Below are 16,421 nucleotides of genomic sequence, written 5' to 3'. Positions count from 1 at the left end.
TACGATCTGGAGTTCCACCGATGGCCGACAACGACGAGCTACGCCAGTATCTGAAGAAGACCGCGAAGGAGCTCTACCAGACCAAACAGCAACTGCGCGCGCTCACCGACCGGTCGCGGGAACCGATCGCGATCGTCGGTATGGCTTGCCGGTATCCCGGTGGCGTGCGCTCCGCTGAAGACCTGTGGCGGATGACGGCGGACGGTGTGGATGCCATCGGGGACTACCCGACCGATCGAGGCTGGGACCTGGAACGGCTGTTCAACCCGGATCCCGATGTGCCGAACGGCATTTACACCCGTGACGGTGGGTTCCTCGACGCCATCGGCGAGTTCGACGCGGCCTTCTTCGGGATCGGCCCGCGTGAGGCCGCGGCGATGGATCCGCAGCAGCGCCTGATGTTGGAGGCGTCCTGGGAAGCGTTGGAGGATGCGGGAATCGATCCGGTGTCGTTGCGCGGCAGCGACACCGGCGTCTTCGCCGGAGTCATCCATCAGAATTACGGTCCCCGCATCGGCTCGCCGAATATCACCGCTGAGACCGAAGGCCATGCCTATCTGGGTGTTTCGAACGCTGTGCTGTCCGGGCGGATCGCGTATACGTTCGGGCTCAAAGGTCCGGCGATATCGGTCGACACCGCCTGCTCGTCGTCGCTGGTGGCATTGCATCTGGCGTGCCAGGCCCTGCGGCACGGCGATACGTCGCTGGCGTTGGCGGGTGGGGTGACCGTCATGTCGGATCCAGCCTTGCTGATCGCGTTCGCGCGTCAGCGTGCGTTGTCGCCCGATGCGCGCTGTAAGGCCTTCGCGGCGGCTGCTGATGGAACCGGATTCTCAGAGGGGCTCGGAGTACTTGTGCTGGAGCGTCTTTCGGACGCCCAGCGGCTCGGTCACACCGTGCTTGCGGTGGTGCGTGGGAGTGCTGTCAATCAGGACGGTGCGAGCAACGGCCTGACCGCGCCGAACGGTCCGTCGCAGGAACAAGTGATCGCGGCCGCGTTGGCGAATTCCGGCCTGTCCCCGTCGGATATCGACGCGGTAGAGGCGCACGGCACCGGCACGATGCTCGGGGATCCGATCGAGGCTCGGGCACTGATCAGCGCGTATGGCACGCGGCGCGAGGGCGCGCCGTTGCGTTTGGGGTCGTTGAAGTCGAATATTGGTCACACCTCGGCTGCCGCGGGCGTGGGCGGCGTGATCAAAATGGTTCAGGCCATGCGGCACGGCGTGCTGCCGAAGACGTTGCACGTGGATGCGCCGACACCGCATGTGGATTGGTCCGCGGGAACGGTGCGGCTGCTGCGGGACAATGAGCCGTGGCCGGTGGGGGATCGGATCCGGCGAGCCGGGGTTTCGTCGTTCGGAGCCAGCGGCACCAATGCCCACCTCATCCTCGAGGAAGCGCCCGCGCCTTCGGTTACCGTGGCGTCGGCGCACGAATCCGAGCCCGAGCCGGACACGAAACCCGTTGTGGCCGAAGTCGTTCCGCTGTTGATATCGGCCAAGTCCGACGAGGCCCTCCGTGCCCAGGCGGATCGACTGCGGCAGTGGTTGATCGACGAACCCGACGTCGATGTGCGGGATATGGCGTATTCGCTGGCGACCTCGCGGGCACAGCTGGACTGTCGCGGTGCGGTCGTGGGACGTGACCGGAACGAACTGCTCGCCGGTCTGGCCGATCTGGCCGCGGGTGCGCACGGCACGATAGAAGGGGATGCCGGTTCCGATAGGACGGCGTTGCTGTTCACGGGGCAGGGTGCGCAGCGGGTTGGTATGGGCGCGGGCCTGTATCAGGCGTTCCCGGTGTTCGCGGCCGCGTTGGACGAGGTCTGTGCGCAGTTCGATCCGCTGTTGGGTCGTTCGCTGAAAGAGCTGGTGTTCGCCGACGCCGAGGGTGTGTTGGATCGGACCGAGTGCACCCAACCGGCGTTGTTCGCGTTCGAGGTGGCGTTGTTCCGGCTGATCGAATCATTCGGGGTCACACCGGATGTGCTGATCGGGCATTCGATCGGTGAGTTGGCGGCGGCGTATGTGGCAGGGGTGTGGTCGCTTTCGGACGCCTGCACGCTGGTGGCGGCGCGCGGCCGGTTGATGGGTGCCCTGCCGGTGGGCGGCGCGATGCTCGCGGTGGCGATCGGCGAGGGCCGAGCTATCGATATCGTCGCCGATTTCGCCGACCGGGTGTCGATCGCGGCGATGAACGGTCCGTCGTCGACGGTGTTGTCCGGGGACGTCGATGCCATCGGTGAGATCGAGCGGCTGCTGTCCGCCGAGGGTGTGAAGACGAATCGGTTGCGGGTGAGTCATGCGTTCCATTCGGCGCGGATGGAACCGATGTTGGCCGAGTTCCGTTCGGTCGCCGCAGGGTTGACCTATCGCGAGCCGTCGCTGCCGATCGTTTCGAATGTTTCGGCGGTCGTGGTCGCTGCGGAGCTGACCGATCCTGAGTACTGGGTCGAGCAGGTGCGGGGGTGTGTCCGGTTCGCGCCGGGGATCGCTGTTCTGGTCGAGGCAGGTGTGCGGCGGTTCGTGGAGGTCGGACCGGATGCGGTGCTGGCGGCAATGACGCGTGGCTGTCTGGCCGAGCGTCCGGAGGTCGAGTCGGTGTCGTCGGTGGCGGCGGCTGCTCGGCGGTCGGTCGATGAGGTGGAGCAGTTCGTCACTGCCCTGGCGCAGGTTCATGTCGCGGGTGCGCGAGTGGACTGGTCTGCGTTGTTCGCCGGGCGTGCGGCGCATCGGATTCCGTTGCCCACCTATGCCTTCCAGCGTCGCCGTTTCTGGTTGTCGGGCGCCGTCGACGCATCGCCGTCGCCGACGGATCATCCGATCCTGACCGGTGTGGTCGGGTTGGCTGGTACCGACGAATGGTTGTTGACCGGTCGGTTCTCGCTGCGTACTCACCCGTGGATCGCCGATCATAGGACCTACGGCGTGGTGGTCGTGCCGAGCGCGACGTTCATCGAGTTCCTCCTCGTCGCGGGTCGCCGGATCGGTTGCGGGGTGGTCGAGGAGCTCACCTTGCAGGCGCCGATTCTGCCGACGGCGGACGACGAGGTCGAGTTGCAGGTGCTGGTGCAGGCGGCGGACGAGTCCGGGCGGCGTCCGTTCGAGTTCTATTTCCGCACGTCTTCCGATGCCGAATGGATCCACAACGCCACCGGTGTGCTCGGTGCTTCGTGGGATGGTGATTCGGCGCTGGTGTCGCGGCTGCGGGAGGAGCAGTGGCCGCCGGTCGATGCCGAGGCTGTGGACAGTGCGGGACTGCCGGAGCGAATCGCGAAGCTCGCCGGGCTCGAGTACGGTCCGGCGTTCGTCGGCGTGCGCGCCGCGTGGCGACGCGACAACACGGTCTTCTCCGAGATCGTGCTGGACACCGATGCGGCGCCGGAGCCGGGACGCCACGACCTGCACCCCGCCCTGCTGGATATGGTCATGCACGCGGGGTTCTCCGGGTTGCTGTGGCGCGATGGGGATTCCGATCCCGATACCGGCAGGCTGCTTTTCCGGTGGGGCGGTGCGCGTTTCCACGAGTCGGCAACGGATGAGGTGACCTCGCTTCGGGTCATCGCGGTCGCGACCGGACCCGAGACCGTGTCGGTCGCGGCGGTCGATCCGGACGGCACTGCGATCGTGACGGTCGACGCGGTCGTGATGCGTCCCTATGACGTGCAGGAATTCCGGAGCAGTCTTTGCGGTGACGAGGCGGGCCTGTACCAGGTGCGCTGGGAGCCCACCGCGGAATCGGTCGCGAGAGTCGGCCGATCCGTACCGTCCATGGCGGTGCTCGCGGACACGACGGTGGCGGGGATAAGCCCGAAATACGTGTCGGTCGCCGATGTCGTTGCGGGCGACGATATTCCCGGTGTTGTGGTGTGGCGGGCGAGCGCGCCTTTCGGGGAAGGTCCGGGATCGGTGCGGGCAAGCGTGCACGGTGCGTTGGCGACGGTGCGGTCCTTGCTCGCCGAGGAACGCCTGTCCGATGTCCGGCTGGTCGTGGTGACGACATGTGCCGTCGGGTTGCCCGAGGAGGCTCCGGATCCGGGCGCGGCGGCGGTCTGGGGATTGGTCAGAAGTGCGCAGTCCGAGCATCCCGGCCGGTTCGTCCTCGTCGACGAGGATCCGGCGCGTCCGCTCGATGTGGACCGCATCGGCGCGGTATTGCGGTCGGGCGAGCCGCAGACCGCGGTCCGAGGTGAAGAGATTCTGGTTCCTCGGATGGTGCGCGCGTCTGCTTCCGTGGACCCGGGGGCGCGGTCGTCGTTCGGGGATGGGACCGTGCTGATCACCGGCGGTACGGGGGGACTCGGCGCGTTGTTCGCCCGTCATCTCGTTGCCGAGCACGGTGTGCGCGGTCTGGTATTGACGTCACGTCGAGGAGCCGACGCGCCCGGTGCCGCCGAGCTGGCCGCCGAATTGACGCGGGCGGGCGCCGAGGTTCGGGTCGTCGCGTGCGATGTCGCCGACCGCGACGCGGTGCGGAACCTGCTGGATTCGATCGCCGGACTGACCGCTGTCGTGCACACCGCGGGAATTCTGGACGACGGCACCGTCGAGTCGCTGACCGCTGATCAGGTGGACCGGGTGCTGGCACCGAAGGTCGACGGTGCATGGCATCTGGACGAACTGACGCGTGGTTCGAATCTGTCCGCGTTCGTGGTGTTCTCGTCGATCGCGACGGTGCTCGGGTCATCGGGGCAGGGCAACTACGCCGCGGCGAACGGTTTCCTGGACGCGCTGGCGCAGCGGCGGCGGGCTGCGGGGTTGGCCGCTACGTCGCTGGCGTGGGGGCCGTGGCACCAGGGCAGCGGTATGACCGGTGGCTTGGATCGCGCCGCCCTGGCGCGGTGGGATCGCCTGGGACTGAGCCCGCTCGAAAGTGCCGAAGGGACGCGCCTTTTCGACGAAGCGCTCGCTCACTCGGATGCGCGTTCGGCTCCGATCCGCTTCGACGCGAGTGTCTTGCGTCGCGAGTCCGATGTCGACGCGGTTCCGGCGGTGCTGCGTGGATTCGTGCGGCGTTCGACGCGCCTGACGCAACAGGCGGCGGTCGCCGCGGCGGCTGGATCGCTGGCCGCCCGGTTGGCGGGTGTGCCACAAGCGCGGCGGGGCGAGGTGGTGTTGGAGGTCGTGCTCACAGCGGCGGCGGCAGTGCTTGGGCATGATTCGGCCGCCGACATCCGGCCCGGCCAGCGCTTCGACGAGATCGGCTTCGATTCGCTGGGTGGCGTGGAATTCCGGAACCGGCTCAGCAAGGCCACCGGCCTGCAGTTGCCGTCCACGCTGGTGTTCGATCATCCGACCCCGGCGGCGGTGGCGAAGCTGGTGCAGTCCCGCGTCGAGCCGACAGTGGGCGAACCCGTCAAGAATGTTGTCCGCCGGGTCCGGGCGGACGAGCCGATCGCGATCGTCGGCATGGCCTGCCAGTTCCCCGGCGGCGTCCAATCACCGGAGCAGCTATGGGATCTCGTTGCCTCCGGAACCGACGCGACCGGCGATTTCCCGTCGGATCGGGGCTGGGATCTGGAGCGGCTGTTCGATTCGAATCCGGACAAGCCCGGTACTGTTTACACCCGGCGCGGCGGATTCCTTTACAACGCAGGCGATTTCGACCCAGGATTCTTTGGGATCGGTCCCAAGGAAGCCTCCGCGATGGACCCGCAGCAACGTCTGCTGCTGGAGGTGTCCTGGGAAGCTCTGGAAGACGCGGGCATCGATCCGGTGTCGTTGCGGGGCAGCGACACCGGCGTGTATGTCGGAGCGGGCTACTCGGGCTACGTCGATCGGGTGGCCGGTGACCTGGAGGGCTACCGGCTCACCGGCACCACGAGCAGCGTGATGTCCGGACGGGTGGCCTACGTCCTCGGTCTCGAAGGCCCGGCGGTCACCGTGGACACCGCATGCTCGTCGTCGCTGGTCTCGCTGCATCTGGCCTGCCAAGCGCTGCGTCAAGGGGAGAGCTCGCTGGCGCTGGCGAGCGGTGTGACGGTGGCGGCCAGTCCTTACCTCTACGTCGATTTCGCTCGGCAGCGCGGTCTCTCGCGCGATGGCCGTTGCAAGGCCTTCTCGGCCGATGCCGACGGCGTCGCCTTCTCCGAGGGCGTCGGTGTGCTGGTGCTGGAGCGGCTCTCCGACGCAAAGCGCCTTGGGCACAACGTCCTCGCCCTCGTGCGTGGAACGGCGGTGAACCAGGACGGCGCGAGCAATGGTTTGACCGCGCCGAATGGTCCGTCACAGGAGCGGGTGATCGCGGCGGCGCTGGCGAATGCCGGGCTCGAGCCAGCGGACATCGACGCGGTGGAGGCGCACGGCACCGGCACGACGTTGGGTGATCCGATCGAAGCCCAGGCGCTGATCGCTGCGTATGGGCAGGACCGTGCGGGACAACCGCTGCGGATCGGATCGATCAAGTCGAATATCGGCCATACCGTCGCCGCGGCAGGTGTCGGTGGCGTGATCAAGATGGTGCAGGCGCTGCGACACGAAACTCTGCCGAAGACACTGCATGCGGACGAGCCGAGCCCACACGTGGACTGGTCCGCGGGCGATGTCCAGCTGTTGACCGAGGCCCAGCCGTGGCCCGCCGGTGGACGAGTCCGGCGAGCGGGCGTGTCGTCGTTCGGTGTCAGCGGCACCAACGCGCACGCGATCCTCGAGGAAGCGCCGGTCCCACAGTCGGTCGTCTCGCCACGGGCCGCCGACCGCCCGCGCACGATGGTGCCGTGGCTGGTGTCGGCCAAGAATGAGACCGCGCTGCGGGGACAGGCGGCGAAACTCCGACAGTGGCTCATCGATAACCCGGACGCCGATCCGGCGGATGTGGCGTATTCGCTCGTGACGACACGAGCGCAGCACGAGTCGCGGGCGGCGGTCCTGGGCGGCGATCGCGACGAACTGCTGGCGCGGCTGGCGCGTCTGATCGCCGGAACCTCCTCGGCCGGAGTGGTTTCCGGCACAGTGGGCTCCGGGAAGACCGCCTTCCTGTTCACCGGTCAGGGCGCGCAGCGGATCGGTATGGGCGCGGGTCTCGCCGAGGCCTTCCCGGTATTCGCCGCTGCACTGGACGAGGTGTGCGCCGAGTTCGATCCGCGACTCGGATGTTCCCTGAAGCAGGCGATGTTCACCGGTCACCTGATCGACGATCATGGGGTCGCCGCGGAAACCGGGACGCTGGATCGGACACGATTGACCCAGCCCGCACTGTTCGCGTTCGAGGTGGCGCTGTATCGGCTGTTGGAGTCGTTCGGAGTTGTTCCGGATGTGGTGATCGGGCACTCGATCGGTGAACTGGCCGCGGCGTATGTCGCCGGTGTGTGGTCACTGGAGGACGCATGCGCGCTGGTCGCGGCACGAGGGCGGCTGATGGATGCGCTGCCGGAAGGCGGCGCGATGCTCGCGGTCGCCGCGTCCGAGGACGACGTTCGCGCGGCGATCGCCGGATTCGGTGATCGGGTGTCGGTTGCGGCGGTGAATGCGCCTGCGGCCGTGGTGATCTCGGGTGACGATGACGCGGTCGACCAGATCGATCGGCAGTTCGCCGAACGGGGTCGCAAGACGAGCCGGTTGCGGGTGTCGCATGCGTTCCATTCCCATCGGATGGAGCCGATGCTGGCCGAGTTCGAGACCCTCGTTGCGGCAGTGACCTGCAACGCCCCCCGGATTACATTGGTGTCCAACATTTCTGGCCGGATCGCCGACGACGAGATCCTGGATCCGAAGTATTGGGTGGCGCAGGTGCGCGCCGCGGTGCGTTTCGCGCCCGGCGTCGAGACGCTGGTGGCCTCGGGCGTGCGCCGTTTCCTCGAAGTCGGACCCGACGCGGTGCTCGCGGCGATGACGCGGCAGACGCTTGCCGAGGACGTCGAGGCTCGATCTGTGGTGGCCGCGGCGACCCGCCGGGATCACGACGAGGTAGAGCAGTTCCTCACGATGCTCGGCCAGGCGCACACCGCAGGGGTCGCTGTCGACTGGGATGGGTTGTTCAGCACCCTCCAGGTATCCCGAATCGCCTTGCCCACCTACGCCTTCGAACATCGGCGGTACTGGCTCGAACCCGGCCGGGGGGAGGCCAGGAATGCGTCGGAACATTCGCTGCTCACCGATGTGGTTCGGGTGGCCGACCGTGACGAGTGGCTGTTTTCGGGACGGCTCTCGCTGCGCACCCATCCATGGATCGCCGACCACACCACCTACGGTGTGGTGCTCGTCCCGAGCGCCGCGCTCATGGAGATGCTGTTGGTCGCGGGCAGGCGAATCGGTTGCGACGCCGTCGAAGAGCTCACCCTCGAGTCGCCGATCCTCCCGCCGCCAGACGGCGATGTCGAACTCCAGGTACTGGTGCGGGAACCGGATCCTACGGGACGTCGATCGTTCACATTCCACTACCGCCTGACCGGCACCGCCGACGGTGAGTGGACGCGCAATGCCAGCGGCGTGATGAGCGGTCAACAGCTGCTCGACATCGGACTCGTGGACATGCTGCGCAGCGGGCCGTGGCCGCCGATCGATGCCGAACCGGTGGATGCCGACTGGATTCCGGCCCAGGTGGCGCGTGTCGCCGGACTGGAATACGGTGCCTCGTTCATCGGCATCGACGCCGCATGGCGCAGTGGCGACACGATGTTCTCCCAGGTCACGCTGAATGAGGAGGTATCGGCCGAACGGTTCCAGCTGCATCCGGCGCTGTTCGATATGGCACTACATGCCGGACTCGTCGGTTTGATCTGGTCTGACGACAAAGGCAATCCCGCCGAGGGCAAACTCTTGTTCCGCTGGGGCGCGACGCAATTCCACACCACGTCCAAGGTCACGACATTGCGGGTGATGGCTATCCAGCGCAGCGGTGAGGCGATCACCGTCGTGGCGGTCGACCAGGACGGAAACCCGGTGGTTTCCGTCGACGAAGTGGTCATGCGCTCCTACGACGTCCAGCAGTTCCGGGCCACGCTGTCGGGTGGACGTGCCGCCCGGTATGCGTTGCGCTGGGCAGCGGTCGAGACGCCTGACGGAATCACCCGGCCCGGCAGCGCAGCCGTGCTCGGAACCACGCAGGTGCCCGGCATCGCGGAGCGGTACCTGGATCTGGCGGCGCTCGCTGCGGCCCCGACCGTCCCGGATGTCGTTGTCTGGTCCGAATTCACTGCACCGCATGGTGATTCGCGCTCGCTCGTGGGTGATCGAGTGAAGGTTGCCCTGCGCATGGTGAACGGCTGGCTGGCCGACGAGCGATTCGCACGGTCGCAGCTGGTTGTGGTCACCGGACGTGCGGCGGCGTTGCCCGATGAGACGCCCGATACCGCATCGGCTGCGGTATCGGGGCTGATACGTAGCGCGCAAACCGAGTATCCGGAGCGGATCGTACTGCTCGACGCGGACGAATCCATTGGTGCACGGCATATTTCGGCCGACTTCATCCGAGCCGCGATCACGACCGGAGAACCGCAGCTGGCCCTGCGGGGCGACCTGGTCCTGGCCCCACGGCTGGAGGCGGTGACATCCGCTGCGGCCGAGCCGGTTTCGTTCGGGACCGGGACCGTGCTGATCACCGGTGGAACCGGAGGATTGGGTGCGCTGCTGTCCAGGCACCTGGTCACCGCGCACGGCGTGCGACGGCTACTGCTGGTATCTCGCAGTGGCGAGCGTGCCGACGGCGCAATGGAACTCGCGGCGGAGCTGTCCGGACTCGGTGCCCAGGTGCGGATCGCCGCCTGCGATGTCACCGACCGCGACGCGCTTCGAGATCTGCTGTCGGGCCTGCCCGCGGAATTCCCGATCACCGGTGTCGTGCACACCGCGGGCGTGCTCGACGACGCCACGTTCCACACGCTCTCCGACGATCAGGTCGATCGGGTGTTCGCTCCCAAGGCCGATGCGGCGTGGCATCTGCACGAGCTCACCCGGGACATGAATCTGTCGGCGTTCGTGATGTTCTCCTCGATCGCCGGAATGATCGGCTCGGCCGGTCAAGCGAATTACGCTGCCGCGAACAGCTTCCTGGACGCCCTCGCGGTGCGACGCCGCGCCGAAGGACTACCGGCCCTCGCACTCGCCTGGGGTCCGTGGCAGCCCGACATCGGCATGACCGGCGCTCTGGATCACACCGCCATGGGCCGATTGGAGCGATTCGGGCTTGCCCCGCTGAACCGCACCGACGGCCTGCGGTTGTTCGATGAATCGCTGACCACGGCGGAACCGGTGTCGGCGCTGATGCACCTGGATACCGACAAACTGCGCTTGGAAGCGCATACCGGTGCGGTCCCGGCGGCGCTGCGCGGGTTCGTTCGCGCACGCGGCCGGGCGGCCACGACATCGAGTGGTGGACCGTCGCTCGGGGAGCGTCTGCACGGTGTGGCGGAGGCGAAGCGACGCGGGGTCGTCCTGGACCTAGTGCGCGAACACGTGGCGACGGTGCTGGGTTACGCGTCGGCTGACGACATCCGGCCGGATCAGGGTTTCGCCGACCTCGGCTTCGACTCCCTGGGCGGAGTGGAGTTCCGGAACCGGCTGTCGAAGGTAACAGGGCTGTCGCTGCCCTCGACCCTGGTGTTCGACTACCCCACAGCGGGAGATATCGCCGACTACCTGCTGGGGCGGGCCGTGGTGGCGGCACCCGCGCAACCGGCCTCGGCGGTGCCGGCCGATATCGCACGGCTCGAGGCCATGGTCGAGCGGATCATCGCCGACGGCGGCAACGCCGACGAGACCGTCGCGGCATTGCGGGGCATCACCGAGCGTCTCCGCGCCCATCTGGGGGACAAGTGGTCGGACAGTTCTTACGACGACCTCGAATTCCATTCCGACAATGAACTTTTGGATCTGATCGACGAGGAGTTTGGCCCAGCATGAGCAATCCGAGTACCAGCAATGAGGAACGTCTCAGCCGGTATCTGCGGAAGGTCACCGGAGACCTCCGCACCGCCAACAAGCGCATCGAGCACCTGGAAGAACGTGCCGGAGAACCGCTTGCGATCGTCGGCATGAGCTGCCGGTACCCAGGCGGTGCCGACACTCCTGCGCAGCTGTGGGAATTGGTCTCTTCCGGCACCGACGCCGTCGGTCCCTTCCCGGCCGACCGCGGCTGGGACCTCGAGCGCCTATTCGACAGCGATCCCGATATCCCGGGAACCGTTTACACCCGGGAGGGCGGATTCCTTTATGCCGCCGGCGATTTCGACGCCGGATTCTTCGGAATCCCACCCAGCGTGGCCGAGACGATGGACCCGCAGCAGCGGCTGTTCCTGGAAGCCGCCTGGGAGGTATTGGAGGACGCCGGCATCGATCCGGCGTCGCTGCGCGGCGGCGACACCGGTGTGTATGCCGGCGTCATCCATCAGGACTATGGTCCCCGTATCGGGTCACCGGGGCTGACCCCCGAAGCAGAAGGCCAGGCCTACCCGGGTGTTTCGGCCAGCATCCTCGCGGGGCGAGTCGCCTTCACCTTTGGTCTGAAAGGTCCGGCGATCTCGGTGGACACCGCGTGCTCGTCGTCGTTGGTCGCCCTGCACCTCGCCTGTCAGGCATTGCGTCAGGGCGAGACCTCCCTCGCTCTGGTCGGCGGGGTCACCGTCATGTCCGATCCCGCCCTGCTGATCGCCTTCGGCCGACAGCGTGCGCTGTCCCCCGACGCACGGTGCAAGGCCTTCGCGGCGGCGGCGAACGGGACCGGGTTTTCCGAGGGCCTCGGCATGCTCGCGGTCGAGCGGTTGTCGGACGCACGCCGCCACGGCCGCCAGGTTCTCGCGGTCATCCGCGGCAGCGCGATCAACCAGGACGGCGCCAGTAACCGGCTGACCGCACCGAACGGCCCCTCACAGGAAAAGGTGATCGCGGCGGCCCTCGCCAGCGCCGGTCTGGCACCGGCCGACGTCGATGCGGTCGAAGCACACGGCACCGGCACCGCTCTCGGCGACCCGATCGAGGCGCAGGCACTGATCGCCGCCTACGGTCGCGATCGCGCCGGAGATCCGCTGCGCATCGGTTCACTCAAGTCGAATATCGGGCACACCTCCGCTGCGGCCGGGGTCGGGGGCGTGATCAAGATGGTGCAGGCGCTTCGGCACGAAATACTGCCCCCGACACTGCATGTCGATGCTCCGACCCCGCAGGTGGACTGGTCGGCGGGAACGGTGCGGCTGCTCACGGCGGCGGAACCGTGGCCGGCCGGAGAGCGCGTGCGTCGCGCCGGTGTGTCCTCCTTCGGCGCCAGCGGCACCAATGCTCATGTGATCCTGGAGGAAGCCCCCGCTCCGGCAACAACCCGGGCCGAATCGGCCGACGATACCGTCGCCGATAGCGGTGCACAGGCGGCATCTGGCGCCACCCCATGGCTGGTTTCGGCGAAAACCGAAGACGGCCTGCGTGCGCAGGCGGCCAAACTACGGCGCTGGGTGAGTGAAAACCCCGACCTGACAATCGACGACATCGGCTACTCACTGCTGACGACCCGCGCCCAGTTGGACTGGCGGGGCGCGGTGATAGGCGAGGACCGGGATACGCTACTGGCCGGACTCGCGGCGCTGGCCGAGTCAAAGGGCACCGCTGATGTGGCCGTAGGACGGGCGGTTTCGCGTAAGGCGGCGTTCCTGTGCACCGGAGGCGGCGCGCAGCGGGTCGGTATGGGACGTGAACTGTACACGGCGTTCGAAGTGTTCGCTGCCGCGTTGGATGAGGTCTGCGAGCAGTTCGATCAACTGCTGGGCGGATCGCTGAAGCATTTGATGTTCACCGGTCAGCTGGTCGACGGCAGCTCTTCCGATTCCGATGCCGATGCCGATGCCAGTGTTCTGCATCGGATCGAGTTCACCCAGCCCGCGCTGTTCGCCTACGAAGTCGCACTCTACCGGCTCTTGGACTCGTTCGGCGTAACACCCGATGTCCTGGTGGGGCATTCGACCGGTGAGCTGGCCGCCGCGTACCTCGCCGGCGTATGGTCGCTACCGGACGCGTGCCGGCTGGTCGCGGCGCGCGGCCGCCTCATGGGGCAGTTGCCCGAGGGCGGCGCGATGCTGGCCGTCGCGGCGGACGAGCACGAGGTATCCGCGGCGCTCGCCGGCCATGCGGACCGCGTATCCATCGCCGCCGTGAATGCGCCTGACGCCGTGGTGGTTTCCGGCGACGAGGACGCGGTGACGGCGGTCGAGCAGTGGTTCATCGACCGCGGGCGCGAGACCTCGCGGCTGCGGATATCGATCGCCTCCCATTCCCACCGGATGGACCCGATGCTTGCCGAGTTCGCCGCTGTCGCAGGGGAAGTGACCTACCATCGCCCGCAGATTCCGTTGGTGTCGAATCTCTCCGGTCGGATGGCCGGCGATGAGGTGCTGGAGCCCGGCTACTGGGTTCAGCACATCCGGGCTACCGTTCAATTCGCCCGTGGCATAGACACCCTGGTGGAGTTCGGCGCGCGGCGATTCCTGGAAATCGGCCCGGACGCGGTGCTGACGGCAATGACCCAGCAAAGCCTGCCGGCGAATATCGCGGCGCAGTCGCTGGTGGTCGCCGGAGCACGTCGAGGACGCGGCGAGGTCGAGCAGTTCCTGAACTGCTTGGCGCGCGCATACACCGCCGGTGTCGACGTCGACTGGCGAGTGTTCTTCGCCGCTCGTCCGGTTTCCCGAGTGTCGTTGCCCACCTATGCTTTCCAGCGTCGTCGCTACTGGCTCGCACCTTCGCGTAGCACCGCCGGTGTAGAAGCCGCGGGTTTGGGTGTGATCGAACACCCCATGGTGGATGCGGCATTGCCGATGGCGGACGGTAATTTCGTCCTGACCGGGCAGCTGTCGGCGCTGTCGCAGCCCTGGTTGGCTGACCATGCCATCGGCGGGGTCATGGTGTTGCCGGGGACCGGGTTCGTGGAGTTGGCATTGTGCGCCGGTCGCGAAACCGGGTGCCCGGTGATCGAGGAACTGACATTGCAGGCGCCGCTGGTTTTTCCGGCGGCAGGCGGTGTGCGGATCCAGGTCGTGGTCGGGCCCGAATCCCCGCAACGGCCGATAGCGATCTACTCCCGTGGTGAACACGACCACGACGGACAGTGGGTACTGCACGTCCGCGGGCTGCTGACCGACCAGGCCGACACGACCGCACCCGAATCGGAGGTATGGCCGCCTGCCGCGGCGACCGAAATCGACGTCGCACACGCGTTCCTGACGCCTGATTACGATATGGGGCCGGCCTTTCGGTGCGTGCGGGCGCTGTGGCGCCGCGGCGAGGAGGTGTTCGCCGAAATCGCCCTCGATGCTGACACCGGGGTGCACAGCGAAGGATTCGGGATTCATCCGGCATTGCTGGATGCGGTCATTCAGGCGGGACTGCTGGCCGGTGCGTTCGAGATCCCGGCGGGCCACGTGGTGTTGCCGTTCTCGTGGGAGTCGGTGTCGCTGTACGCGACCGAAGCGTCGGCATTGCGTGCGCATCTGACCGTCAACGGAGCGTCGGCGTCGCTGTGGGTGACCGATGAGAAGGGGCAACCGGTGCTGTCGGGGAAGGTGACGAGCCGGGCGATGCCACTCGGGCAACTCGCCGTGGCGGGCGGCACGGCCGATCCGGTAATGGAACTGGTGTGGTCACCGGCTGAATCCGCGGCTGCGGCTGATGCGGGGTCCACAGGGGATTCGAGTGTGGGTTGGTGGGACCGGCTGGCTCCGGAAGCACCGATACCCCCGGTGGTCGTGGTCGAGGCCGGGGGTGGGTGGGACGACCACGCCGGTACCGACGTGGTGCGCGCCACTCACGCCGAGGTCACGCGAATTCTCGAGGTGGTGCAGGCGTGGCTGGCCGACGACCGGTTCGCCGCGAGCACGCTTGTGGTCGCCACACGTGGCGCGGTCACGCTGCCCGGCGCGTACTGCACCGACCTGGCCGGCGCTGCGGTGTGGGGTTTAGTGCGGACCGCGCAGGCGGAAGATCCGGGCCGGATCATCTTGGTGGACGCGGACACTCGCGTCGACGAGCATCTCGCGGCCAGCCTCGTGACCGTGGATGAACCCCAGCTGGTCGTGCGCGCCGGTATACTTCACACGGCCCGGCTGATCCGGCCCGTGGTGCCGCCCCCACATGACGATGCCGCTCCCGCCTTCGGCACCGGCACGGTGCTGATCACCGGCGGCACAGGCGGTTTGGGCGCGGCCGTGGCCCGGCACGTGGTGGTCGAGCACGGCGTGACGTCGGTGCTGCTGGTCAGCCGCAGCGGCCCGCGCGCCGTTGGTGCGGCGGCGCTGATCGCCGAACTCGAGCAGCTCGGCGCGCAGGTGCGGGCAGTGGCTTGTGATGTCACCGATGCCGGCGCGGTGGCCGACCTACTGGCCGACATACCGGCGCAGCGGCCGTTGTCCGGCGTAATCCATGCCGCCGGCGTGCTCGACGACGGAACCATCGGGTCGCTCACCGCGCAGCGGGTGGACGCGGTCCTGGCGCCAAAGGTCGACGCCGCCTGGCATCTGCACGAGGCGACCGCGGATCTGAATCTGGCGGCCTTCGTGATGTTTTCGTCCGTGTCGGGCACGGTCGGCGGCCCCGGACAGGCCAACTACGCGGCCGCGAACACCTTCCTCGACGCCCTGGTGGCGCACCGCAGGGCCCAAGGGCTGGCCGGTCAGTCGTTGGCGTGGGGGCTGTGGGCGCGCTCGGGTGGCATGACCGGAGGGCTGGGTGCGGCCGATGTGGCCCGAATGAGCCGCGGCGGCTTCATCGCGATGCCGGATGAACAGGCGTTCGCCGGCTGGCGTGCGGCACTCGAACGAGGCACGGCACACGCGGTGATCGCCGCGGTGGATACCGCCGCGATCCGTGCCCAGGCCGATAGTGGACTACTGCCACCAGTACTGCGGGAACTGGTACCGGCTGCGGACCGTCGACCGAGGGCGCGCCGGCGTCCGGCAACGACCTCGGCGGTGGTGCCAGGTCTGCGGCAGACGATCATCGATACCGTCATCAGCCACCTCGCGGCCGTGCTCGGTCACGACAGCGCGTCCGCGATCGATCCCGATCGCGCGTTCACCGACCATGGTTTCGATTCCCTGGGCGCGGTCGAGCTGCGCAACCGGCTCCAGACCGCCACCGGCCTGTCACTCCCGCCCGCGGTCGTCTTCGAATACCCCACCCCCACCGCGCTCGCCGACCATCTCCACGAACAACTCGGCGAAAAGAATCAGGAAATCCAGGTCCGGTCGATCGATGCGGTATTCGACGAATTGGAAGCCGCCCTCGGGGCCGGGGATTGGGGTGATCCGGAAAAGAGGCGAATCGTGACTCGGCTGCAGTCCATTACGACCGGCTGGGCTGATCGCATGAATACCAACGGCGACCGTGAGATTGCGCGCACACCGTCGAGGCGGTGGCGGAAGCTCATTTCGCGATCCGGGAGGACGGAACGGTGAATCTCCGTCATCACGGGCTACACGAATTATTCTCTGCCACCGGCCTTTC

2 protein-coding genes are annotated in these 16,421 nt (G+C 67.5%); both read left to right on the top strand.

Annotated elements, in window-relative coordinates; genetic code table 11:
• The first annotated feature begins 20 nt into the window (after positions 1-20).
• Complete coding sequence (locus ACIBG0_RS23745; protein WP_397035147.1) at positions 21-10,841, top strand: type I polyketide synthase; 10,821 nt, start codon at positions 21-23, stop codon at positions 10,839-10,841.
• Positions 10,838-16,372: a type I polyketide synthase gene (locus tag ACIBG0_RS23740; RefSeq protein WP_397035146.1), complete on the top strand. Its 5,535-nt coding sequence runs from the start codon at positions 10,838-10,840 to the stop codon at positions 16,370-16,372. Before ACIBG0_RS23745 ends, ACIBG0_RS23740 begins: the two co-directional genes overlap by 4 nt.
• The last annotated feature ends 49 nt before the right edge of the window (positions 16,373-16,421 follow it).

This window comes from Nocardia sp. NPDC050630, assembly GCF_044457245.1.
Classification (GTDB): domain Bacteria; phylum Actinomycetota; class Actinomycetes; order Mycobacteriales; family Mycobacteriaceae; genus Nocardia.
This window is presented reverse-complemented; position numbering and strand designations above follow the sequence as displayed.

Coding starts and splice junctions, on each gene's coding strand:
- ACIBG0_RS23745 (WP_397035147.1), top strand. CDS start 21: ATGGCCGACAACGACGAGCTACGCCAGTATCTGAAGAAGACCGCGAAG.
- ACIBG0_RS23740 (WP_397035146.1), top strand. CDS start 10,838: ATGAGCAATCCGAGTACCAGCAATGAGGAACGTCTCAGCCGGTATCTG.